The sequence below is a fragment of the Anaerotignum propionicum DSM 1682 genome, assembly GCF_001561955.1.
Taxonomy (GTDB): domain Bacteria; phylum Bacillota; class Clostridia; order Lachnospirales; family Anaerotignaceae; genus Chakrabartyella; species Chakrabartyella propionicum.
In genome coordinates this window covers 619,275-642,918 of sequence record NZ_CP014223.1, presented here as the reverse complement: position 1 = coordinate 642,918, position 23,644 = coordinate 619,275, and the positions used below count along the sequence as shown (strand labels likewise).

Sequence of the window (23,644 nt, the reverse complement as noted above, 5' to 3'; positions counted from 1 at the left end):
GCGACATTAACTAGCTGGAAGCAAGGCAAGTACACACCAAAGCAAGATAAACTTCAAAAAATTTCCGACTATTTCGGTGTATCACTTGAATACTTGATGACAGGAGAAACTAAGACAGAAGAAACACCGTATTACATTAACGATGACGCACGAGAAATTGCAGAGGAATTAGCACAGAATCCTAACTTGCATATACTATTTGATACTGCACGCGGGGTATCGGCGGAAGATTTGCAATTTGTAATAGACATGGTAAAACGATTAAAATAAGACAGTGATATGAAATCTATAAAACATGAACTTAGTCATACAAAAAAAGGTTATTTCTGTGCTTGTAAAGGAATTGATTTTATGAAAAAATTAGACATGGCATCAAGTGAACCTGATAGAGATGTGATTAAATGGTGTATCTACGATGTAATAGAATCTAGCACACCTGGTAATAAAGTAAGTTGTCTCTACAATAAACTAATGTTCATTTTAATTTTAGTTAGTATAATTCCCCTTTTCTTTAAAGGTAGTAACAGTATCTTTCTTTTCATTGATAAAATTACAGTTGCAGCTTTTACTGTGGATTATATCTTAAGGTGGATTACATGTGGATTAAAATCACAAAAGTCTACGGTCACAGCCATTTTGCAGTATCCATTTACATTCTTCGCAATCATTGATTTGTTTTCAATCCTTCCATCATTTATTGGGATCAATGCTAGTTTTAAACTTTTAAAACTCTTACGACTAGGTAGAGCATTCAGAACTTTAAAACTTCTTAGATACTCTAAAAATTTTGAAACAATGATTGCTGTAATAAAAAAAGAGCGTAGACCGCTCCTAGCTGTTTGCATACTCGCAAGTACATATGTGTGTTAGTTTCTGCATTAGTTATGTTCTCTGTTGTGCCCAGATACATTCAATAATTTTTTTAATGCTTTCTATTGGGCAGTTATTACACTCACTACTGTTGGTTATGGTGATGTATATCCTAACAGTGATTTAGGCCGAGTAGTAAGCATGATTTCTTCTATTGTCGGAATTGTTATGATTATTTTGAGTAGTTTTGCAGTTAGAATGTATGTCACAATTATTTCTAATCAAAGCAAGAAATTAAACTATAGCCCCTTTTCAGGGGCATAAACATACAATCTATTATGATTCATTAGTTCTCCCTATATTACTAACAAAAGCAATCCTAGTACCTACTTTAGCAATAAAATAATAAAATTAACCAATCCCCTCTTTTTAAAAGGAAGTGGTTTTCTTTTGTAAATCACCATGCCTGACAAAGTAAATCTTACCACTTAAGGTAAATTAATCTCCAAACCAGAAAGCACCTGATGCAAGAGTTTTTGCAACTGTTGGAACTCCTCAGGCAAAAGTTTCACGCAAGCACCTAGCTTAATGGGTATTTCCGCTGCAGCCGCCTTCAGTTTCTGTCCCTTTTCCGTAATTGTAACAAATACATTTCTCTCATCTTCCTGTGATCGTTCACGGCTAATATAACCCTTTGTCTCCAGTTTTTTTAATACAGGGGTCAAAGTCCCGGAATCAAGATAGAGAATTTTCCCCAAGCCCTTGATTGTAATTTCACTTTTTTCCCACATAACCATCATCGTTATATACTGGGTATAAGTCAAATCCAAAGGATCAAGATAGGGTTTATATCGACGTATGATCTCCTTAGAGCAAGCGTATAGTGGAAAGCAAAGCTGATTTTCTAACTTTAACAAATCATACTCTTCATTCATAATTAGAACCTCCTAAATTGCATTTTAAACAATTTAGTTTATCATAATCAATCTTTACAAGCAACCCCTCATTAAGCAGTGGTTCTATCAAAAAATTCTAATTAATCATAAAATTTCTTTGATTCTTTCTTCCACTTTTTTCATAGAAGCTGTTGGCTCAAAACGTTCTACAATCTCTCCATTACGATTAATCAAGAATTTAGTAAAATTCCATTTGATGGAGCTGCTCTTTTTATATTCGGAATCCTGCTTTTTCAGCATACCTGATAATAATATTCCCAGGGGATGGAGCTTATCAAACCCTCCAAACTCAGTATTTTGGGTTAGCCACTGATACAAGGGAATTGCCTGATCCCCATTTACATCAACCTTTGAGAACTGTGGAAAGGTAATTCCAAAACGACCTGTACAAAAAGTATGAATTTCTTCATCAGAACCGGGGGCCTGATCTGCAAATTGATTGCAAGGAAAATCTAAGATTTCCAGTCCGTCTTTTTGATAAGCCTCATAAATTTTTTGTAAATCACTATACTGAGGAGTAAAACCACATCCTGTCGCGGTATTTACTACCAAAAGCACCCTGCCTTTATAATCACTAAGTGAAACCTCACTGCCATCTCTTGCTTGAACCTTAAAATCGTAAATACTCATCTTATTACCTCCAATTATATTAATTAAATACTTCTCGTTTTATATTTTTTACAATTTTATTGTACGCAATTAAATTTGTATTGTCAAGTCTTTTATAAATTATTTTTTCATTTGTTTATTAAGAAAAAATATCTTATTATACTCGAGAGAATAAATGTATATGAAAATTAATTCTCATAAAATAATTTTTTTTAGGATAAACAACTGTTATCAAACAACCACCTTAGAAAAAAATCCTCACAATATCGCAAAATTGTGAGGAAAAATGAATTATATAAATATATTAACTTTTGTTTTTTCAATCAAAGATTATCCTTTAGTACTGAATCTTTTAAACCCACTTCCTCAAAACCTTTCCTTGTCCAAATCAGCGTAGATTGAAATCCAATCTCCATGGCTAACTTTATCATATCTTTAAAACAAAAGCCTAAAGAATTGCAATCATGACTGTCACTGGAGAAAATAATTTTCCCACCTCGTTTTTTAATCTCTTTCAAAAAATTGATGGAGGGATAAGCTTGACTCCGCAATCCACGATAAATTGCACCTGTATTGATTTCAAAGGGCTTCCCATATGGAATCAAAGCCTCAATGGCACCAACTCCATATTCACGATATCGCTTATTCTCTGTATCAAAAAAAGTTTGTTTCTCATTAAATTTACTCAGCAAATCAAAGTGCCCAATAATATCTGCTCCTGTCTGTTTCAAAACCTCAGCTACCGTTTCAAAATAAACCTTTGCATATTCATAGGAATCACCGCTAAATAACTCCTGAATATCCTTTTCCATGATATCGGCCCTTTCATCAACAGGCAAATACTGTTCCCCTTTTTTGATATAATGAACAGAACCTATTGCATATTCAAAATCAGAAATAGGTTCTAAAGAATAAAAATCCTGTTCTACACCGCAGTAAACAGCAATTTTGGGGGCATAGGCTTCCTTTAGACGCTGAATTTCTCTTTGATATTCTTTGATGCCTTCTTTGCTCATGCAATATGCCTCGTCAAAATAGGTATAGCTATGTCCGCTGAATCCCAACGCTTTAAATCCTTTCTCAATGGCCGCAAGAACCATTTCCTCAGGCGTATTTTTTCCATCACAAAAGGTTGTATGGGTATGAAAATTCATTTTTGGAATCATTTTGTCATCTTCTCCTGCTTCACTTTATGGTCTATCACATGGCGAGAAGCCAGCTCATCCCGAACATTCTCCAAGGAAATTCCCGCTTCCACCATAAGCACCATCACATGATACGCCAAATCCGCAATTTCATAAACGGTTTCCTGATTGTCTTTATCTTTTGCCGCAATGATAACCTCTGTTGCCTCTTCTCCGATTTTTTTCAGTATTTTATCTATCCCCTTTTCAAATAGATACGTTGTATAGGAACCTTCTTTTTTTTCTGCCTTTCTTCCCTCAATCAACTCCATCAAGCTATCCATAGAAAAACTCTGATAGTTTTCCTGAATAAAAACTTGGTTATGGAAGCAAGAATCCTCACCTAAGTGACAAGCAGGACCATTTTTATCAACCACAACCATCAAGGCATCTTTGTCACAATCAGCAGTAATGGAAACAATTTTTTGAATATTCCCCGATGTTTCACCCTTACGCCACAGCTCCTGTCTTGATCTGGACCAAAAACAGGTTCTACCCTCTTCCAAACTGATTTGAAGGCTTTCTCTGTTCATATATGCCAAAGTCAATACCTTTTTGGTTTTTGCATCCACTACAAGCGCAGGAATCAGTCCTTTTTCATCAAATTTCAATTCCTCGATATTCAGCATATTGTTCTCCTTATCTTCTTACAATAATGTTGTTTTCTGCCAAAGCCTTTTTCAGATTTGGGATGGTAACCTCACCAAAATGAAAAATAGATGCTGCCAACCCTGCATCAACTTTAGGCAAAGCATGAAACAAATCCACAAAATCCTGGATACAACCAGCACCCCCAGATGCAATCACAGGTACAGAAACAAAATCGCAAACCGCCTCAAGCATTTCCAAATCAAAGCCTTTCTTCACGCCATCGGTATCAATGCTGTTTACCACAATTTCTCCTGCGCCCATTTTTTCGCAGCGCTTAATCCAGCTCAGCGCTTCCATGCCAGTATTTTCTCTGCCACCCTTTGCAAAAACCATAAATTTCTCGTCCACCCGCTTCATGTCAACAGATAGAACCACGCACTGATCTCCATATTTTTTTGCCGCCTCTAACACTAGGTTAGGATTTTTGATTGCTCCTGAATTTACACTTACTTTATCCGCACCACATTTTAAAACGCGGTCAAAATCTTCAATGGTATTGATGCCACCGCCAACAGTCAAGGGAATGAAAATCTGGGAGGCCACCTGACGCAAAATATCGGTAAACAACCCTCTGCCTTCCACAGAAGCAGTAATATCATAAAAAACCAACTCATCTGCACCGTTGTCACTATAAAACTTTCCCAAAGCAACCGGAGATGAGACATCGGCAAGCCCTTCAAAATTAACACCCTTTACTACACGCCCATCCCGCACATCCAAGCAAGGGATAATTCTTTTTGTGATCATAGGCGCTCCTCCTTTGTCATGTCAATGGCCTTTTTCAAATCAATATTTCCTGTATATAAGGCTTTCCCTAAAATCGCACCATAGAGACCCATTTTTTGTAATTGCTCTACATCTGCAAGGGTCGTTACTCCGCCTGAAGCAACAATATCCACCCTAAATTTTTCTGATAGATCCCGATACAATGCCAAATTAGTACCAGCAAGTAAACCATCCTTTGAAATATCCGTGCAAATAATAGTTTTCACGCCAATCTTTTCAAGCTTTTCACAAAAATCAAAGCAGCTTTCCTGAGAAAGCTCAGTCCAACCCTTCACGGCTACCATACCGTCCTTAATATCCACACCAACGGCTATTCTCTCACCATATTTTACTACCATATCCTTTAAAAAATCTGGATTCCCCACTGCCGCCGTACCCAAAATGACGCGAAAAACCCCTGCTTCCAGATATGTTTGGATGGTTCCCTCCGAACGGATGCCACCGCCAACCTCAACCAACAGTCCACTTTCTTTCACAATTTTTCGGATTACCTCCAAATTTGGAGTGCCTCCATCCTTAGCACCTTCCAAATCCACCAAATGCAAATAAGTCGCCCCGGCTTTTGCAAATCCTTTCGCAACAGCAACGGGCTGTTTACTATAGACTGTCTTTTGTGCATAATCGCCTTTTACTAGCCTGACGGCGCATCCTTCAATTATATCAATCGCTGGAAAAAGCTTCATAAGTTCCTCTCTTTCTATTCATAAAAAGACTAAGACCTTGGGGCTTTACCCCAATTCCCCACAAGGGACTTCCTCCCTTGACCCTTTGCAAACCGTGTATGCACGGTTTGATATATAAGTTTTTGCTCCGCTTTTTTCAATAAGCGGTTGGTTTAGGTGAAGGTCTACACTTACAATGCAAGACATAGACCCTGGGGCTTTGTCCTAATTCCCCACAAGGGACTTCCCCTCTTGACCCCATTGCAACTATGTTACACAGTTTGTTATAAAAGTCTTTGCTCCTCTTTTTTCAATAAGCGGTTGGGTTTAGGTAAAGGTCTTCACTTACAATGCAAGACATAGACCTTGGGGCTTTGCCCCAATTCCCCACAAGGGACTTCCTCCCTTGACCCTTACAAACCGTGTATACACGGTTTGATATAAAAATTTTTGCTCCTCTTTTTTCAAAAAGCTGATGGGTTTGGGTGAAACCCAAGTTCTTAACTTACAATGCAAAACATAGACCTTGGGGCTTTGCCCCAATTCCCCACAAGGGACTTCCTCCCTTGACCCTTACAAACCGTGTATACACGGTTTGATATAAAAATTTTTGCTCCGCTTTTTTCAAAAAGCGGATGGGTTTGGGTGAACCCAAGGTCTTAAACTCTACAATTCACAAAATGCCTTTAATATCTTTAGCCCTACCTCACCGCTTTTTTCCGGATGAAATTGGGTTCCGTATACATTCTCTTTTTCTACAGATGCAGTAAGCATTGCACCATATTCCGTCGTTGCCGTTACCGCAGAATCGCAATCCATAGCCGCAAAGGAATGTACAAAATAAACGCACTCACCCTCTTCTATGTAGCGGTATAAAACACTTCTTTTCTTTGAAAAGATTAGCCCATTCCAACCAATATGAGGAACCTTTAACCCCTCTCTAATCACAGGGGCAATAGGTTGCACACTGCCTTCAATCAAACCCAAACCCATATGCTCTCCATATTCATAGCTTTTTTCAAATAGCATTTGCATCCCTAGGCAAATACCGAGTAAAGGTTTTCCTTTTCCCGCTTCCTCTAGTATTACCATATCCAAGCCTGTTTCCCTAAGCTTTCCAATGGCATCCTCAAAGGCACCAACACCGGGAAGGATAATCTTTTCACTGTTTCGAATAACGTCCGCATCCCCTGTCACCTGAACCTCAGCACCGATAACCCCCAGAGAGCTTTTCAAGGAAAACAAATTCCCTACGCCGTAATCTATAATTGCTATCATCTACAGCACCCCTTTCGTAGAAGGAATTTCATCCTGATAAGCCTCTTGAATGGTAACCGCCATTCCCAAACAGCGAGCAATCGCCTTAAATGTGCCTTCTATAATATGGTGAGAGTTTTTCCCAGCCATCTGTTGAACATGCAGGGTTATGTTGCTTTTTCTGGTGAAGGCAATCAAGAATTCCTCCACCAGCTGTGTATCAAAGGTGCCCACCTTCTCTGTGGGAACTTGCAAGCCATATTCCAAATGTCCACGACCAGATATATCCACTGCCGCTAAAATCAATGCCTCATCCATAGGCAAAATAATGTGTCCGTATCTAGTAATTCCTGCGCCCTTACCCAATGCTTCTGCAAAAGCCATGCCCAAGCAAATGCCGATATCCTCCACTGAGTGATGATCGTCCACATAAGTATCCCCTATGCATTTTACCGTTAAATCAAACCGTCCGTGCTTTGCAAAAAGGGTAAGCATATGATCCAAAAATCCACAACCTGTAGAGATTTCACTTTTACCTGTGCCATATAATGAAAGAGAAAGGTTAATCTCCGTTTCCGCCGTCTTTCTTGAAATTACGCTGTTTCCCATGGAATTCCTCCTATCTCTCGTTTAAAATTTCTGCGGTTTTCTGTAAAAATATATCCATCTGCCCATCCGTCCCAATGGTAACTCTAACAAAATCCCGAATTTTTTCTTTCTCAAAATGCCGCACCAAAATACCCTTTTTCTTAATCTCTGCATAGAATTCTCCACCAGAGATTTTATCATGTCTAGCAAAAATAAAGTTTGCCTTTGAGTCTAAAACCAGAAAACCCAGATTTTTTAATGCCTTTACCGTGGTTTCTCTTGTCGCTATGATTTTTTTTGCATTTTCCTTATAATAAGTATTGCTGTCCACTGCCGCTTCCCCTGCCACTAAGGTTAGGCGATTAATATTATAGGGGTTTGTGGAAAACTTAATCTTTTCCAAATCTTCTATGATTTCCTTTGATGCTATGGCAAACCCAAGCCTAGCCCCTGCCATTGAACGGGATTTTGAGTAGGTCATGGATACCATCAAGTTAGGATACTTTCCTACAAGCCCAACAGCAGAAGTTCCACCAAAATCCACATAGGCTTCATCAATCAAAACCACATAATTTGGGTTGGATTTCAAAATCTCCTCTATTTCAAACAAACCGATTTCCATTCCCGTAGGTGCATTTGGATTGGCAATGACCACCATCTTGTTGATATTACAATAATCCTTATAATCGATAGAAAAATCCTCCCTAAGGGGAAGTTTCACATGGGTAACATGGTATAAATCAGCATAGACAGGATAAAAGCCATAGCTGATTTCAGGAAAAGCCACCCCTCTTTTCTCATCACAATAAGCCATAAAGGCAAAATTTAAAATATCATCGGAACCGTTGGAAAGAAATATGTTTTCCTTTTCTACACCATACAGCTTTGCAAGCTTTTCCTTCAAAGATTTCCCCGCTGGATCGGGGTATAAATTCAGTCGTTTCACTTCGTCGGCATTGATCCGCTCGATTACCTCTGGAGAAGGGGGGTAGGGTGATTCATTGGTATTGAGCTTAATATATTGCTGATCTCTCGGCTGTTCCCCAGGGGTATATGCCACTAAATTTGCAAATCTGGAACTTAAAAAACGGCTCATTTCTCCCCCTCCTTCTCAAAACGTATCATAGCAGACTTGCCATGGGCAGTTAAGCCCTCTCTTTGGGCGAAGGTATTGATTTTTTCTGCTTCTTTTAATAGGGCATCCTTTGTGTAATAAGTAAAGGAAGATTTCTTGATAAAATCATCCACTGATAACGGACTTGCAAATCTTGCACTTCCTGCCGTTGGTAAGGTATGGTTTGTGCCTGAAAAATAATCCCCCAGTGCTTCGGGAGCATTTCTACCCAAAAAGATAGAGCCTGCATGACGAATTTGTGCCAGATATTCAAAAGGGTTATCAACACATAATTCCAAATGCTCGGGGGCAATTTGATTGGCAATTTCAATGGCTTCCTCAATACTTTCCGACAGGATAATTTTCCCGTTATCATCAATGGATTTTCTTGCGATGTCTTTTCGTGGTAAAAGAGGAATCTGCTCTTCCAAACATACCGAAACCGCTTCTGCTAATTCCTTGCTATCTGTAATCAAAACAGCGCTTGCCATTGCATCATGCTCCGCCTGAGACAATAAATCCGCCGCCACCACTGCCCCTTCTGACTGTCCATCAGCAATTACTAAAATTTCGCTGGGTCCTGCAATCATATCAATGGAAACCCTTCCATAAACCTGTTTTTTCGCTTCCGCAACAAAAGCATTTCCCGGCCCTACAATTTTATCCACCTTAGGAATAGTCTCTGTACCATATGCCAAAGCGGCAATGGCCTGTGCCCCGCCGATTTTAAAAATGCGATCAACCCCTGCAATTTTTGCCGCCGCCAAAACCTCAGTATTAATTTTCCCGCCTTTTGCCGGTGTCACCATGATAATTTCCTTTACTCCTGCAATTTTAGCGGGAATACCGTTCATTAAAACCGTAGAAGGGTAGTTTGCTGTTCCTCCCGGGACATATAAACCGACCTTCTCCAAGGGCGTTATTTTCTGACCTAAAATAACTCCCTCCCTTGGCATATACATGGTATCGGAACGTTTTTGTTTTTCATGATACCCACGAATATGCTCTGCCGCTTCCTCCAGAATGGAGATAAACTCCTTATCTACTGCATCATATGCCTTTTGCATTTCCTCTGGACTCACTTCCATGTCCTCTAATGCAGCTCCATCAAAACGCAAGCTATATTCTCTTAGCGCTATATCCCCTTTTTGCCGCACAGTAGCTATAATTTCTGTAACCACTTCGGCTATTTCATTTTTTTCTTCCGTTCGAGAAAAAATATCTTTAATATGAATCTCATTATAAGTATACTGTTTTATCATGGTATCACCTCAGGATTTCTTAATAGCCTCATTCATCTTTTCACACATTTGGCGAATAGGTTCATTCAAAAATTTATAGCTCGCTTTATTAGCAATGAATCTTGCACTGATTGAAACAATATCCTCCCATGGCTCCAAATCATTTTCCAAAAGGGTTGTTCCAGTTTCCACAATATCCACAATCACATCGGACATTCCCAAAATCGGCGCAATTTCAATGGAACCGTGGAGCTCAATGATTTCTATTTCTAAGCTTTGCTTTCTATAATACTCCCTAGCAATATTGGGAAATTTCGTGGCTACCCGAAGGGTGCGGTCTGTATCTATTCTGCCACCCTTTTTTCCTGCCACCGCCATGCGGCATTTTCCCATGCCAAGGTCTAATAATTCGTAAACATCAGAGGACTGCTCCAACAAAATGTCTTTACCAACGACCCCCACATCGGCAACCCCTCGCTCCACATAGACCGCCACATCCGAGGGCTTTACCCAAAAATAACGAACACCATTTTCTTCGTTTTCAAAAATCAGCTTACGGTTGGTTTCTCGAATAGAAGGACAGCCATAGCCAATTTCTTCAAAAACGCCATAAGCCTTTTCTCCAAGCCTGCCCTTTGGCAAGGCAATATTAATCATTTTCTGCAATGATTTCAAGCCCCCTTTCCTTCATACTCCACAGCTGTCTATATTTAACCGTTTGATTATTCTTCCTTAGTACCATCACACTTTGCCCATTATCTGTCAACATTTCAACGGCCTTGAGCAATGCCCCTGTATCCGTATTTTCTTCATACAACAATAAAATATCTGTGTCATATTCCTTTTGTGGTGTGTCATATCGCTCCAATAAATCCAGATAGACGGCGAAGCCAATGGCATCACTATTTTTTCCTAATTTGTGAACCAAATTATCGTATCTCCCTCCGGAAAGAATCCCACTGGGCACTCCATTGATAAAGCCCTGAAAAATGATACCTGTATAATAATCCATGCCATTGACAACAGAAAAATCCAGCTTCATTTTTTCGCTACCCCCATTTGCCTTAAGAGCCAAAAAGACCCCTTCCAGTTCCTCTAAAGCCAGCTTCATTTTTTCATTTAAGCAAAGAGCCTTGGCTTTTTCCAAACAATCATCCATGGTGCCATATAGAGAAGTCATGGAAACCAGGGCTGATTTCATCTCTTCCTTCACATGGAATTCCTTGCAAAGGGTCTGAATGCTATGTATATTTTTCTCGCTGATTCCTTTGAGCAAGGCTTCATTTTGGCTATTGGTTAGACCAAGCTCTTCAATCATGCCCAATACAAAACCCATGTGGGAAATATCTATAATATAATCGTGGCTTACAATCTCCAAACTTTTTTGAGCCAATCGAATGACTTCAAGGGTTGCATAGCGATCCACCTCACCGATATACTCCAACCCCACCTGCATAATTTCTTTAAATTCTCCCGAACCTTTTCTCACACGATAAACATTCTCATTATAGTAAACCCGTTCAGAAACTTTATCATTACCTTTTGTATTTTTCACAATAGAAAGGGTTACATCGGGCTTAAGCGCCAAAAGCTTTCCATCTAAACCGCTGAATGTCAATATGTTTTCGCAGCTTAAAAAACTTCTGTTCTCCGCATAAAAATCGTATTCTTCAAACTTACTCATCTTAAACTGCTTATATCCAAATTGCTCAAATAAAGCACGCAAACGAAATATAACTTCCTCTTCTTTTTTCAAAAGCATTTTCGGCAATGTCATGTTGCACCTCCGCACGTCAATTTACTTTAATCTTATATCAGTTTACCACTTTAGTCAAGTAGAACACTAAAGTTTATCATCTTTGCTGAAACTCGTTTTTATCTTTCTATTTTTTTATGCAAATTGATATAATGGCTTGTATTTCACAATTCGCAAAAAAATTAGGGTTATACCCTAAAAATAGGCAAACTTTGATGATTCACTATAAATATACTTTTATATTTACCATACTTTAACTTTAACAAAAGTCATGTTTAATATTTTTATGAAGTCTTAATCAAGGCAAGATATTATGATAAACCCCCATCAGAAGAGAATTAAATTGAAGAAATGAAATCCAGATAATACAGCATAAGTGCCCCAAATTTGGAACTCATCATTTATGGTAGATATGTTGATTCGTAAGTGAAACTATACTTCATTGGTTGGTGCACAAAAAATGAAGAGTATTATGCAAGGATAAAAAAATCTAATGTCTGAATTTCTGCAACAAAAAAACGCTTCTTCCTACTTTTAGAAAAAAGCGCTTTTTATCACTTTGACTCAAGGGTGACTTCATAAAGAATGAATTCTGCATTTTGAGAAGGTTCTTCCATAGAACGGGTTTGTCCCAAAGCCTTTAGACCATCCATAAATTCCTTGGTTTTAGTTGATGGTATAAATATTTTTATGCTGTCTGCTAAGGTCTGCTCCCCTTCATACCCGCCAAGGGAGATTGCCAAGTCTCTAATTTTTTCCAACATGCCCTCTTTATTTTCCACAGTGAGGATTATCTGCTGTATTACTTGAGGGGCCTCATCATTTTGGGCAACTAACATTCCTCTTGCCTCAGTCCGAGCTAGCTGAGGGCTAACCTCGTCGGACATCTGATCCATAGAATTCTCTGCCTTCAGAGTACCAGACAGCTTGGGCTGTTCCAGCTGATTGTTTTCCCCACCACTTTGTTTCTCTTTGGTTGGAGGTTCTTGCACAGCCATCTTTTCTTCTACCTGTTGCACATTTTGCGTTTCAGGCACACTGCGCTCTACCTGTTTCGACATCTTCTTTTCAGGCACATTATTTTCTGCTTGCTTCGCCATTTTCATTTCAGGTGCGGTATCTTCTGCTTGCATTATTTTCAAATCAGCTTCTGGTACTCCTGCATCTTGTGCCACAGCAAAGTCCTGATTATCCCATTCACTTTCCACCGTCATTTTCTGAGTTATTTCCTTTTGCCCACGCATATTTAAAATGCCTTGGGTACCACCGAAAACAGCAACTAACAGTACTCCTGCTGCAATCAATCCGAATTGTTTCCATTTATATTCAGGCTTTTTCTGAGGGAATAGCGTTATAACTTTACCCTCTGCCACCAATTTTCCCATCAGTTCCTCATGATACCCTTCAGGCAGTTCCTCCTCAGGAAGGCTTTTTATGGAATCCATAATCTTTTCTAGCTGCTTTGCTTCTTCCTGACAGTTCCCACATTCTTTAAGATGTGCCGTTACAAATTCTGTGTCTTCCGTCGTTAATTCCTGTGCCAAATACTCCCACAACAATTCCCTGCATTTTTCACAGCTCATGGATTGCTTCCCTCCTTTCTATTCTTATGACGAGGTTTCCTGCCGTTTCGTTCCCAAATATTTAAGATTTCTTCTTTTAAATTATTTCTGGCTCGGGAAATTCTAGATTTTACCGTACCCAATGCCAACCCTGTAATTTCGGCAATTTCCTCATAGGAAAGTCCCTGCATATCCCTTAAAACAAATACTGTTTTATAATCTTCCGAAATTGTTTCCAACGCCATTACAATTTCGTTTTCCATTTCTTTGCGCATCAAGCTTTCTTCCGGGGTATCGCCTTTATCAGCAATCTCTTGCTTCCAACTTCCCTCATCATCCTCAAGCTCATTATCTAAAGAGAAACATTGCTTCCCTTTTCGTTTTCTCATTTCATCAATGCAGGTATTCACCGCAATACGATAGATCCAAGTGGAAAATGCCGAGCGTTCATCAAAATTTTCTATACTGCGATATGCCTTTATCCATACCTCCTGAGAGATATCTTTTGCATCCTCGCTATGGTTCATCATTTTTAGCGTAACATTGTAAACAATTTTTTCGTGCTGCTCCACCAGCCGTTCAAATGCAGTCATATCCCCCTGCTTTGCTCTGGAAATGAGCTGTTTCATCCCCTGTTCCGCGGAAGCTTCTATCGCCATTTTGGATCACCCCCATTCTTTTTTTCTATACAACCATCATAATATAGATTGCAAAGAGAATCAAAAGCATTTTTTTGAAATACTCAGGTTTTTTTTATTTTACTAAAAAATTATTTCCAGAGAAAAAATAAAATAAATTGTTTTGACGTATTTGGCTCTCCTTAGTTCCGATAAATTGAATTATTTTTCAAAATCCGATCTCTAAGGCATCTTATGGCCTCCCTTTTAGTCCCCAAAGGATACTCTAGGGGGTTGCTTGAGTGGATTTGCTCACAAGTGCTCTGGAAACTTTCTAGTGGCAAAGAAAACACAGTAGCTGCACTTTTAGGTTTAATAAGCTTACCCATGAAAAAGGCGAACTCCTTTTGAGTCCGCCGTAAAAACTTATCCTTCTTGGTATTCACTGTCATCCAGATGAAAGGCTTCCCAAAGCTCAATATCGGGATTTTTCTGCATAAAATTATTCAATGTGTACTGATTTGCGAAAAGCAAAATCGGTCGTTCAAAACGGTCATAAACCAATGTGCTTCTGGCCACCAAATAATCTCGAATATCTCCAACCGTCGCAGGGTTTACCCAGCGAGCAACACAGTAATCCAAGGATTCCATACGCACTTCAGAGTTGTATTCATTATTTAGACGGTATTCAAAAACTTCAAACTGCAATTGACCAACAGCCCCTAAAATAACATCATTAAAATCGTTATGATACACCTGAATTGCACCTTCTTGCGCCAGCTGCTGCACCCCTTTTTGGAATTGCTTTGCTTTCAGGGAATTTACAGGGTGAACACGCATAAACAATTCTGGAGGGAACGTTGGCAACGGCTCAAAAAACAGCTTTTCCTTGGTATCCGTTAAGGTATCACCGATTTGATAATTTCCGCTGTCATAAATACCAATTATATCACCCACAACGGCAGTTTCTACGGTTTCCCGTTCGTTGGCCATCAGCTGTGTAGACTGGCTCAGCTTCATCTGCTTTCCCGTTCTGGATAAGGTTACTGTCATTCCTCTGGTAAAGGTTCCTGAACAGATACGCAAAAATGCCAACCTATCCCGATGGGCAGGATTCATGTTGGCCTGAATTTTGAAAATAAAGCCGCTGAAAAATTCATCAGTAGGCTTTACTTCGCCTTTCGTTGTCTTTCTAACCCCGGGTGCAGGCGCCCATTGCAAGAAATGCTCCAAAAAGGGCGTAATACCAAAATCGGCTAATGCAGAACCAAAAAATACCGGTGAAAGCTTTCCTTCCATAATCGCCTGCAAATCAAAAGAATTGCCTGCTCCATCCAAAAGCTCCATTTCATCTCGCAATATATCTAAATTTGCTTGAGATATAATGCCATCCAGGGCACTTCCGAAAACCCCCTGTGGTCCAAGGTCAACCACGCCGTTTTGTTTACGATACAGAAAAACCTTATTTTCCAATCTATCATAAATTCCTTCAAAGGTAAGTCCATTCCCGATGGGCCAAGTCACAGCCGTTGAAGGTAAACCTAAAGCATCTTCCAAATCCGCCATGCACTCCAAAGGATCCTTCGATTGACGATCCAACTTATTAATAAACGTAAAAATAGGAATCTGGCGCATACTGCAAACCTTAAACAGTTTCACAGTCTGAGCCTCCACACCTTTCGCCGCATCAATTACCATGACTGCGCTGTCAACAGATGTTAAAATACGATAGGTATCCTCACCAAAATCATTATGGCCCGGTGTATCCATAATAGATACAACCTTTCCATTGTATTCAAACTGCATTACGGAAGAAGTAACGGAAATACCACGCTGTTTTTCAATCTCCATCCAATCGCTTTTTGCAAATTTTGCATTTCTTCTTGCCTTTACAGTACCTGCCTCACGAATTGCTCCGCCGTGAAGCAAAAGCTTTTCCGTTAATGTTGTTTTCCCGGCATCAGGGTGAGAAATAATCCCAAAAATCCGCCTTCTTTGGATTTCTTCCAAAATACTCATTTCTGTAAATTCCTTTCTATCCGTTGTTGATTCATATTCTTTCCAATAAAAATACACATTATTTTTATTTTACCCGAAGTTTTAAAAAAAGGAAACATAAAATTGTACAAATTCAAAAAATGTACAAACTATATGTATGTGATAAAAACACATTGACGAGAAAATGTCTTTGATATAAAATATGGTTATACGTAATAGCGCTTAAGGGAGACATCAATTTTACGGAATCCCGCGGGGCTTTACCAAAGCCCTTTGAACCCATAAAACAAAAAATTTGGAGGTATGAAATTATGATTAAAGTTACAAGCACAGACAAAGCACCCGCAGCAATCGGCCCTTATTCCCAGGCTATTTCTGCAAATGGTTTCCTTTTCACAAGTGGCCAGATTGCCATTGATCCCGCTGTTGGCGATGTAGTTGCAACTACAATTGAAGCACAGACAGAACAGGTTATGAAAAACCTCAGCGCAGTGCTGGAAGCAAACGGGTTAACCTTTGCAGATTCTATTAAAACAACTTGTTTCTTGGCAGATATGGGGGATTTCGCAGCCTTCAACGAAATTTATGGTAAATATTTTACAAGTAAACCAGCTCGTTCTTGTGTTGCAGTGAAAACCCTTCCCAAAAACGTTTTGTGCGAAGTTGAAGTAATTGCATTATTAAAGTAAAATCATCTTTAGCGATTTATTTTTAATGTAAGAAGTGTAAGCTATTTTGCTAATCTACTATATAAAGAGTATTTTAGAAACATAAATCCACCCCGTATTAGAGAGACCTCTCATACGGGGTTTTTATTGCAATAAATTCTACTGAAATGCCATCAATGAATCCACCCTCATCCATCCAATGTTTTTAAAAAAAATTATATCAACTGAAAAATTTCATTATTCTTGACACAAAAAAAGCTAAGTCACTTTTTAGGTAACTTAGCCAAAAATTGATTTTATGAATTATTCGGATAAAAATATCCCGAAGTGCCGTTCTTACCGCTTGACACCTAGCCTAAGCCAGGTGGGTAACCGCAGCCAAAGTCTCTGCCTTCCCCTGCCCAAAGGGAATTATCTTGGGGCCTGACATAACTTCTGCATATAGGAATCCCGAGTCAGTATTGTAGGTTCAAATATAGTAAGCTCTCGAACACTTCAGGATTTTGTATTTACATTATACAACGTAATCTGCCATTCATCAATAGGGAATCTTCTACATATTTGTTTTATCTTTTAAAGACATAATACCCACCAAAATTGCACCAAAGAACAGTGCTGCATCAGCAATATTAAAAATTGGTGGATTTTTACCCTTATCTATAAAAATAAAATCCGTTACACTTCCTTTTTTCCAACGCTCCAAAAAATTACCATAAGCTCCGCCCAGGGTAATTGCCAAAGGAATACCATACCGTTTTGCTTCCTCATTGCTACAGCATGCCCGCAAGAAGAAAAAGCTATAAACGGCGGTTAGACCGCCTGTAATCCAAAGAATTACATTTCTCTTTCCTTCAAGCTTATGATATGCCATTCCGGAATTCTTTATGTGCTGGAAATATAGTAGATTTTTGGCTATTTTTTTTCGCTTGCCAAGGGGCAGCATTGCATCTGCCCATTTTTTAGTTCCCAAATCCAAACCCAAAACACTCAAAAAAACTAAGATATTTTTCAAAACCCATCACCTTTCTTTTGAATTGTTGTGCTTTTTTTCCAAAAGGAGCTGTTGTCAATGAAATTTCCTTGCCACAACACAAGTACCGTATTATAATTTTATTACAGGTTACAATGATTTGCAAATAAAAAGAAAGAGGTGTAAATAAAATGGCGTTGGTTACAACAAAAAAAATGTTTGAAAAAGCTTTTCAGGGCGGCTATGCCATTGGCGCATTTAATATTAATAATATGGAGATTATTCAAGGGGTTGTGGAGGCCGCAAAGGCACAAAATTCAGCCGTTATTCTTCAGGTTTCCAAAAGTGCATTAAAATATGCTCATCCAAAATATTTAAAGGCTATGGTAGATGCAGCTGTTGAAGAAACGGGCTTAGATATCGCATTGCATCTGGATCACGGTTCCGATTTTGAAGTTTGCAAGAACTGTATCGAATATGGTTTCACCTCAGTCATGTTTGACGGTTCTCATTTAGAATATGAAGAAAACGTTGCACAGACAAAAGAAATCGTTGAATATGCCCATGCAAGAGGGGTTGTTGTTGAAGCGGAATTAGGCAAGCTTGCAGGTGTTGAGGATGACGTAAAAGTTGACTCTGCAAATGCTACCTATACAGACCCTGATCAGGCAGTTGATTTTGTAAAGCGTACCGGTGTAGACTCCCTTGCCATTGCAATTGGCACAAGCCATGGTGCTTATAAATTTAAAGGGGACGCTAAATTGGATTTTGACCGTTTGGAATCCATCACAAAGAAATTAGAAGCAGAAGGCATTCATAATTTCCCTATCGTTTTGCATGGTGCTTCCTCTGTTGACGAAACCAGTGTGGAAACCTGCAATAAATATGGTGGAAATATTTCCGGTGCAAAAGGTATTCCTGCGGAAATGCTGAGAAAAGCTTCTGCTATGGCAGTTTGCAAAATTAACATGGATACAGACATCCGTTTGGCAATGACTGCAGCAATCCGTAAATCTTTTGGCGAAAATCCTTCTGCATTTGACCCTCGCGGCTATTTGGGCGATGCAAGAGAATTAATTCAAAAACTGGTAGAAGAAAAAATTAAGAATGTCATTGGCTCTACAAATTCTATGAACTAAAATTTTAACATCATTAAAGAAGCTCAGTTCTTTCAGGTTTCATTCATTGATGCCGAGGAAAAGCAAAGGTCTTGAAGCTTTTTTCCTCCAATAGGCAAAGCCCATCAGCGGATTCCGTTTGAAAAACTCTTGTTGCTCAAGCTTTTGCGCACTATTTAATGACCTTATCTACAATTCAAGCTGTTCCGAAAATCGGAACAGCTTTTTATAAAAAGGAGGCAATTTTTATGTACGAATTAATGCAAGCTGGCGAAAATACATTTTACATTAACTGCCCCTCAAAAATCGGAGTATACCGTACCTCTTCGGAAGAGGTCTGGTTGATTGACAGCGGAAACGATAAAGATGCAGGGCGCAAAATCCAAAAAATCTTAGAACAGCAGGGCTGGAAGCTAAAGGGTATCATCAATACCCACTCCAATGCCGACCATATTGGTGGAAACACCCTATTGCAGGACCGGCTGAGTTGCCCCGTCTACTCTACCCCCATGGAAAACGCTGTTATTGAAAATCCTATTCTTGAACCATCTTTTCTCTATGGCGGCTATCCCTTTCAAAAGCTGCGAAATAAATTTTTGATGGCAACGCCATCAAAAGCACAAGATATTTCTCAAGCGCAGCTCCCCCAGGGAATGGAAATTTTCCCATTAGGTGGTCATTTTTGGCAGATGATTGGTGTAAAAACACCGGATAATGTATATTTTTTGGCCGATTCTATTTTCAGTGAAACTATTTTAGATAAATATCATATCAGCTTTAATTACGATGTAACTGCCTATTTTAAAACTCTTGATTTTTTGGAAACCCTTGACGGAGCCCTTTATATCCCTGCTCATGCAGAACCATTAGAGGATATTCGTCCTTTGGTTGAGGCAAACCGAAAAAAATCCAATGAAATCTTAGAAAAGTTACTTTCTATTTGTCAGACTCCAAAATATTTTGAAAGTATCCTTCACTCCATTTTTGAAGAATACAGCCTAACTATGGACTATGGACAATACGTATTAGTGGGAAGCACCATCCGTTCCTATCTATCCTATCTTTATGATTCAGGTAAAGTAGAGTCTTTTGTGGAAAACAATTATCTCTTATGGAAAACTGTTGTTCCCAAATGAAAAGCAGACTTAATTGATTGTATATGCCTCTCTTCCATCTAAAATTTTTGTTGACAATAAAATTATATGGGCGTATCATAGTTTAATGTTACACGAAGAAGCCAAAAAAAGCTAGGAAGGCGCTGTCTCGGCAGCGCTATACTTTCGCAAATTTTACAACAGATTTAAACTCACGATACGGAAAAGGGGGTAATTTCATGAGTTCCGTTACTACCGAAATAAAAGAAAATAAAATGGGTGCTATGCCCATTAACAGATTGCTTTTTTCAATGTCTGTTCCTATGATTATTTCTATGTTGGTTCAGGCCCTTTATAATATTGTAGATAGTGCGTTCGTTGCACAAATCAGCGAAAATGCATTGTCTTCAGTATCCTTAGCCTTCCCAATGCAAAATTTTATGATTGCTGTGGCAGCCGGCACAGGGGTTGGTACAAATGCTTTGCTTTCAAAAAGCTTAGGGGCAAAAAAGTTCGATACTGCTAACAAGACGGCCAGTGTCAGCATCTTTCTGGCTTTTTTAAATTGGCTCATTTTCGTTATCATCGCCCTTCTCTTTACAACACCATTTTTAAAAGGACAAACAAATGTTTTAGAGATTATCGAGGGTGGCGAAGTTTACCTACATATTGTTCTGGTTGGCTCCTTAGGCATATTTATCCAAGTTGCCATGGAGCGATTACTGCAATCTACAGGCCGAACATTTGAAGCTATGATTAGTCAGGGTGTGGGTGCCGTTGCAAATATCATCTTGGACCCAATTTTTATTTTTGGTTTATTTGGCTTACCGAAAATGGGAGTTGCCGGTGCGGCAATTGCCACTGTAATTGGACAGTTTATCTCCTGCGCAGTAGGTATCTATCTGAATCTAAGAAAAAATCATGAAATACACATTCATATAAAAAATGTTCTACCAAACAGATATATTCTGAAAAGCATTTATATTGTTGCAATTCCTTCCATTTTGATGATTTCCATTGGTTCCATCATGATTTTTTATATGAACCGCATTTTAGATAGCTATACCCCAACAGCAATTGCTGTTTTCGGTGTATACTTTAAATTGCAAAGCTTTATCTTTATGCCGGTATTTGGACTAAACAATGGGATGATACCGATTATTGCCTATAACTATGGAGCAAGGAATAAACAACGTATTCACCAAACAATAAAGCTCAGTGTAATTGCCGCAGTGGTTATTATGCTTGCAGGATTTGCGGCTTTCCAAGTCCTCCCTTATAAGCTTTTAGCACTGTTTAAGGCTTCCGATAATATGATTGCCATCGGCGTGCCTGCGTTAAGAATTATCTCCTTCAGCTTTTTGCTGGCAGGATATAACATTGTTACAAGCTCCGTATTTCAGGCATTGGGCAATGGCATGTACAGCCTCATCATTTCTGTCGTGCGCCAGTTGGTTGTGCTTTTACCCGCCGCTTTTTTGTTGTCCCGTACAGGGGAATTAAATCATGTTTGGCTTGCTTTCCCCATTGCGGAAATTGTAGCCCTTGCCCTTTGTACCGCATATCTTATCAGAATACTGAAAAAACTGGACTTCTAACCTTTGTTTTTTTTAGGACAAAAAGGAATTTTCCTAAAAATTAAAATTTTGTATTCGCTAAACTAAGAAACAAAAGCCCATTCCGCAAGTTATTTTGCAGAATGGGCTTTTCTATTAAAAGGCGTCTTTTTACTGTTCCAAAACCTGCAAAGCATAATCCACATACAAATTGCAAGAAATTAGTAACGCTTCCTCATCAATATCAAATAAACCATGGTGATGAGCCGCTTTCGTGTTGGGTTTCTCTTCATTGGCCGTGCCAATATATGCATACATTCCCTTTGTAACAGCCAAATAGTCGGCAAAATCATCGGCCCCCAAAGACTTCTGATAATCCGAAACAATGTCAGCTGGGTCAATCAGTTGTTGGGCAACCTCCGTCACCTCTCTCACAGCATCTTCATCATTTGCCAATGGAGCGGCGTAATCCAAAAAGATTACCTCTGCCTCTGCGCCATACATTGCCGCTGTCTGCTTTGCAATTTGCACCACTTTATCATTGGTGAACTTGCGCACCTCTGGTAAAAAGCTTCTGGTCGTCCCTTCAATTTCCCCGTGCTCCGCAACGATGTTATACTGGGTGCCTGCTCTGATTACACCAACACCCACCACTACAGTTTCCAAAGGGGCTGTGCTTCTGGCAACAATAGACTGCAAGTTTACAACAATCTGGGCTGCGATATACGCCGCATCTATACCCAAATGGGGCGTGGAAACATGAGCGCCTTTCCCCTTTACAGTTATTTTAAAATAATCACAGCTGGCGGATTGAGGACCTTTGGTCAGCGCAACCTTCCCTTTTCTCAATCTACTTGTTACATGGGCACTGAATACTCTTTCACAGCCTTCTAAAAGCCCTGCCCCCACAAACAACCTAGCCCCTTGACCGATTTCTTCTGCTTGTTGAAAAAACAAACGTACCTGACCTGAAAATTCATTCTCTTTTGATTTTAATATTTTCGCAGCCCCAAGCAAGGTTGCTGTGTGAGCATCATGTCCGCAAGCGTGACAAAAGCCTTTATTTCGAGAACGATAAGATACTGTTTTCAAGTCCTCCATGGCAAGGGCATCCATATCTGACCTTAAGGCAACAATTTTTCCATGAGATGCTTTTTTCCCATCAACCCAAGCATATACCCCCGTTTCTCCTATTTTGCTATGGGGAATACCCAAGGAATCCAGCTCCTCCTCAATTTTCTTACAGGTCTCATATTCCTTTAAGCTAACCTCTGGGTGGGCATGAAAATGCCTTCTCAAAGAAATAATATAGTCTTTTTCTTCTAAGATATAATTCTTTATCGCCATATTTTTACCGCCTTTTCTAAATGCAATGATTTTCCCATAATGCAAACAGATGGGGCATCGTAATGTAACCAATAAACCCATCTGTTTTTGATTGGATGGGGAATCCCCTCCCGAGAATCGCTGTTATCTTAATATTGTTTCGTTAAGTCTAATTCTTATTCCCAAGTGCAAATAAATGCACCTTTATACTGGTCATTTACCGTTGTTTTTACCTCTTCGGTATGGTAAGCGTCAACAATTTTATTGTAAACTTCATTATCTTTATCTGCTGTGCGGCTAACAATGACATTAATCAACTGTGGCACAGCTTCGTTTACCGCAGGATCAACATTCTCTGTAAAGATTGTATCTTTATTGGGGTCTAAGCCTGCTGTAAATGCATTTCCACCGTTGATGATTGCCGCTGCACAGTCGGGCAAGATATTTGCCAGTGTTGCAGATTCAGCTTCTAGGATTTCTATGTTTTTGTTGTACTTTGTAATATCCTGCTTTGTGGGAACATAGCCCTTTGCAGGATCACATTCAATTAAGCCTGCTGCTTCCAGCAATTTCAGTGCACGACCGCCGTTTGTCAAATCACTGGGGATGGCAATGGTATCACCGTCCTTTATTTCATCAATGGAGGAAACCTTATCCTTATTATTATAGATTGATAAAGGTGCAATAATGGTATCACCAATGGCTACAATATCATAACCTTTTTTCTCGATATCATTGGCTAGAAAAGCCTTATGCTGGAAGGCATCTAAGTCAATTTCCCCGTCGTTTAAGGCACGGTTTGGTGCCGCATAATCAGAAAATTTTACGAGCTCCACCTGAATATTGTCATCTTTCAGCAATTCATTAATGGTATCCCATTGGGCATTGTATTCTCCTACCACACCAACCTTTACCACTGTTACCTCGGCCTTATCGCCCTCTGCTTTTGCGGGTTCATCCTTACTTGGTGTAGTGCCACAGCCTACCAATCCTAAAACCAACGTTGTTGCCAATGCAGTCGCAAATAATTTTTTAAAATTGTTTTTCATCATACATCTCTCCTTTTCTATCTTTATCCTTCTTTTTTTATATGCTTAAAATGTTTCCATTCAAGAGCCTAT

22 protein-coding genes, 1 other RNA gene and 2 pseudogenes are annotated in these 23,644 nt (G+C 39.3%); 6 read left to right on the top strand and 19 right to left on the bottom strand.

What is annotated here, in order from left to right; genetic code table 11:
- Positions 1-12: 12 nt before the first annotated feature.
- Positions 13-270 (top strand): annotated as a pseudogene (locus CPRO_RS16110) (helix-turn-helix domain-containing protein); the annotation flags it as partial.
- Between the two features lie 9 nt (positions 271-279).
- A pseudogene (locus CPRO_RS15695) lies at positions 280-1,134 on the top strand (ion transporter).
- A 164-nt stretch (positions 1,135-1,298) separates the two neighbouring features.
- Here CPRO_RS15695 and CPRO_RS03040 read toward each other — a convergent pair.
- From CPRO_RS03040 to CPRO_RS02965, 15 genes are all read right to left on the bottom strand, one after another.
- On the bottom strand, positions 1,299-1,745 hold the full coding sequence (locus tag CPRO_RS03040) for a MarR family winged helix-turn-helix transcriptional regulator (protein WP_066047741.1): 447 nt from the start codon (positions 1,743-1,745) through the stop codon (positions 1,299-1,301).
- Between the two features lie 105 nt (positions 1,746-1,850).
- Entirely contained in the window at positions 1,851-2,396 is a 546-nt protein-coding gene (locus CPRO_RS03035; protein WP_066047739.1) for a glutathione peroxidase, read from the bottom strand.
- A gap of 302 nt (positions 2,397-2,698) precedes the next feature.
- Positions 2,699-3,541, bottom strand: coding sequence for a histidinol-phosphatase (locus CPRO_RS03030; protein WP_066047737.1), 843 nt, complete (start codon positions 3,539-3,541; stop codon positions 2,699-2,701).
- Positions 3,538-4,188, bottom strand: coding sequence for a bifunctional phosphoribosyl-AMP cyclohydrolase/phosphoribosyl-ATP diphosphatase HisIE (gene hisIE, locus CPRO_RS03025; protein WP_066047733.1), 651 nt, complete (start codon positions 4,186-4,188; stop codon positions 3,538-3,540). The genes CPRO_RS03030 and hisIE overlap by 4 nt, the downstream gene beginning before the upstream one ends.
- Positions 4,189-4,198: 10 nt before the next feature.
- A complete protein-coding gene (hisF, locus tag CPRO_RS03020; RefSeq protein WP_066047731.1) occupies positions 4,199-4,957 on the bottom strand; it encodes an imidazole glycerol phosphate synthase subunit HisF in 759 nt (252 codons plus the stop codon).
- Complete coding sequence (hisA, locus tag CPRO_RS03015) at positions 4,954-5,679, bottom strand: 1-(5-phosphoribosyl)-5-[(5-phosphoribosylamino)methylideneamino]imidazole-4-carboxamide isomerase (RefSeq protein WP_066047729.1); 726 nt, start codon at positions 5,677-5,679, stop codon at positions 4,954-4,956. The genes hisF and hisA overlap by 4 nt, the downstream gene beginning before the upstream one ends.
- 645 nt (positions 5,680-6,324) lie before the next feature.
- Complete coding sequence (gene hisH / locus CPRO_RS03005) at positions 6,325-6,936, bottom strand: imidazole glycerol phosphate synthase subunit HisH (RefSeq protein ID WP_066047725.1); 612 nt, start codon at positions 6,934-6,936, stop codon at positions 6,325-6,327.
- Complete coding sequence (gene hisB, locus CPRO_RS03000; protein WP_066047723.1) at positions 6,937-7,524, bottom strand: imidazoleglycerol-phosphate dehydratase HisB; 588 nt, start codon at positions 7,522-7,524, stop codon at positions 6,937-6,939. It lies immediately after the preceding gene.
- A gap of 10 nt (positions 7,525-7,534) precedes the next feature.
- Positions 7,535-8,599 carry a histidinol-phosphate transaminase gene (gene hisC / locus CPRO_RS02995; protein ID WP_066047721.1) on the bottom strand — a complete coding sequence of 355 codons (1,065 nt, stop codon included), beginning with the start codon at positions 8,597-8,599 and terminating at the stop codon, positions 7,535-7,537.
- Positions 8,596-9,879, bottom strand: coding sequence for a histidinol dehydrogenase (hisD, locus tag CPRO_RS02990; RefSeq protein ID WP_066047719.1), 1,284 nt, complete (start codon positions 9,877-9,879; stop codon positions 8,596-8,598). Before hisD ends, hisC begins: the two co-directional genes overlap by 4 nt.
- A 9-nt stretch (positions 9,880-9,888) precedes the next feature.
- Positions 9,889-10,515, bottom strand: coding sequence for an ATP phosphoribosyltransferase (gene hisG / locus CPRO_RS02985; RefSeq protein ID WP_066053640.1), 627 nt, complete (start codon positions 10,513-10,515; stop codon positions 9,889-9,891).
- Complete coding sequence (locus tag CPRO_RS02980; RefSeq protein ID WP_066047717.1) at positions 10,508-11,635, bottom strand: ATP phosphoribosyltransferase regulatory subunit; 1,128 nt, start codon at positions 11,633-11,635, stop codon at positions 10,508-10,510. Before CPRO_RS02980 ends, hisG begins: the two co-directional genes overlap by 8 nt.
- 533 nt (positions 11,636-12,168) lie before the next feature.
- The gene (locus CPRO_RS02975; protein ID WP_066047715.1) at positions 12,169-13,197 is read right to left on the bottom strand and encodes an anti-sigma factor family protein; all 1,029 of its coding nucleotides are present in this window, start codon (positions 13,195-13,197) and stop codon (positions 12,169-12,171) included.
- Positions 13,194-13,835, bottom strand: coding sequence for a sigma-70 family RNA polymerase sigma factor (locus CPRO_RS02970; protein WP_066047713.1), 642 nt, complete (start codon positions 13,833-13,835; stop codon positions 13,194-13,196). Before CPRO_RS02970 ends, CPRO_RS02975 begins: the two co-directional genes overlap by 4 nt.
- A gap of 384 nt (positions 13,836-14,219) precedes the next feature.
- Positions 14,220-15,812, bottom strand: a complete 1,593-nt coding sequence (locus CPRO_RS02965; protein ID WP_066047711.1) for a peptide chain release factor 3 — start codon at positions 15,810-15,812, stop codon at positions 14,220-14,222.
- A 290-nt stretch (positions 15,813-16,102) separates the two neighbouring features.
- Between CPRO_RS02965 and CPRO_RS02960 the strand changes: the two genes are divergently transcribed.
- Positions 16,103-16,480, top strand: coding sequence for a RidA family protein (locus CPRO_RS02960; protein WP_066047710.1), 378 nt, complete (start codon positions 16,103-16,105; stop codon positions 16,478-16,480).
- 294 nt (positions 16,481-16,774) lie between these two features.
- On the opposite strand, the gene ssrS is transcribed toward CPRO_RS02960, so the two are convergent.
- Both ssrS and CPRO_RS02950 read right to left on the bottom strand, forming a co-directional pair.
- Positions 16,775-16,964, bottom strand: a non-coding RNA gene (ssrS, locus tag CPRO_RS02955) — 6S RNA.
- A 48-nt stretch (positions 16,965-17,012) separates the two neighbouring features.
- Positions 17,013-17,471 carry a signal peptidase II gene (locus tag CPRO_RS02950; RefSeq protein ID WP_066047707.1) on the bottom strand — a complete coding sequence of 153 codons (459 nt, stop codon included), beginning with the start codon at positions 17,469-17,471 and terminating at the stop codon, positions 17,013-17,015.
- Between the two features lie 149 nt (positions 17,472-17,620).
- Between CPRO_RS02950 and fba the strand changes: the two genes are divergently transcribed.
- The 3 genes from fba to CPRO_RS02935 all read left to right on the top strand — a co-directional run bounded on the left by fba (position 17,621) and on the right by CPRO_RS02935 (position 21,239).
- Positions 17,621-18,568: a class II fructose-1,6-bisphosphate aldolase gene (gene fba, locus CPRO_RS02945; RefSeq protein WP_066047705.1), complete on the top strand. Its 948-nt coding sequence runs from the start codon at positions 17,621-17,623 to the stop codon at positions 18,566-18,568.
- Between the two features lie 227 nt (positions 18,569-18,795).
- Entirely contained in the window at positions 18,796-19,683 is an 888-nt protein-coding gene (locus CPRO_RS02940; protein ID WP_066047702.1) for an MBL fold metallo-hydrolase, read from the top strand.
- A 197-nt stretch (positions 19,684-19,880) separates the two neighbouring features.
- Positions 19,881-21,239 carry an MATE family efflux transporter gene (locus CPRO_RS02935; protein WP_066047700.1) on the top strand — a complete coding sequence of 453 codons (1,359 nt, stop codon included), beginning with the start codon at positions 19,881-19,883 and terminating at the stop codon, positions 21,237-21,239.
- 129 nt (positions 21,240-21,368) lie between these two features.
- Here CPRO_RS02935 and CPRO_RS02930 read toward each other — a convergent pair whose 3' ends face one another.
- Together CPRO_RS02930 and CPRO_RS02925 are read right to left on the bottom strand one after the other, a co-directional pair.
- Positions 21,369-22,544, bottom strand: a complete 1,176-nt coding sequence (locus CPRO_RS02930) for a M20 metallopeptidase family protein (RefSeq protein ID WP_066053637.1) — start codon at positions 22,542-22,544, stop codon at positions 21,369-21,371.
- A gap of 155 nt (positions 22,545-22,699) precedes the next feature.
- Positions 22,700-23,572 (bottom strand): MetQ/NlpA family ABC transporter substrate-binding protein, encoded by an 873-nt coding sequence (locus tag CPRO_RS02925; protein WP_066047697.1) that lies wholly within the window; start codon positions 23,570-23,572, stop codon positions 22,700-22,702.
- Positions 23,573-23,644: the final 72 nt, after the last annotated feature.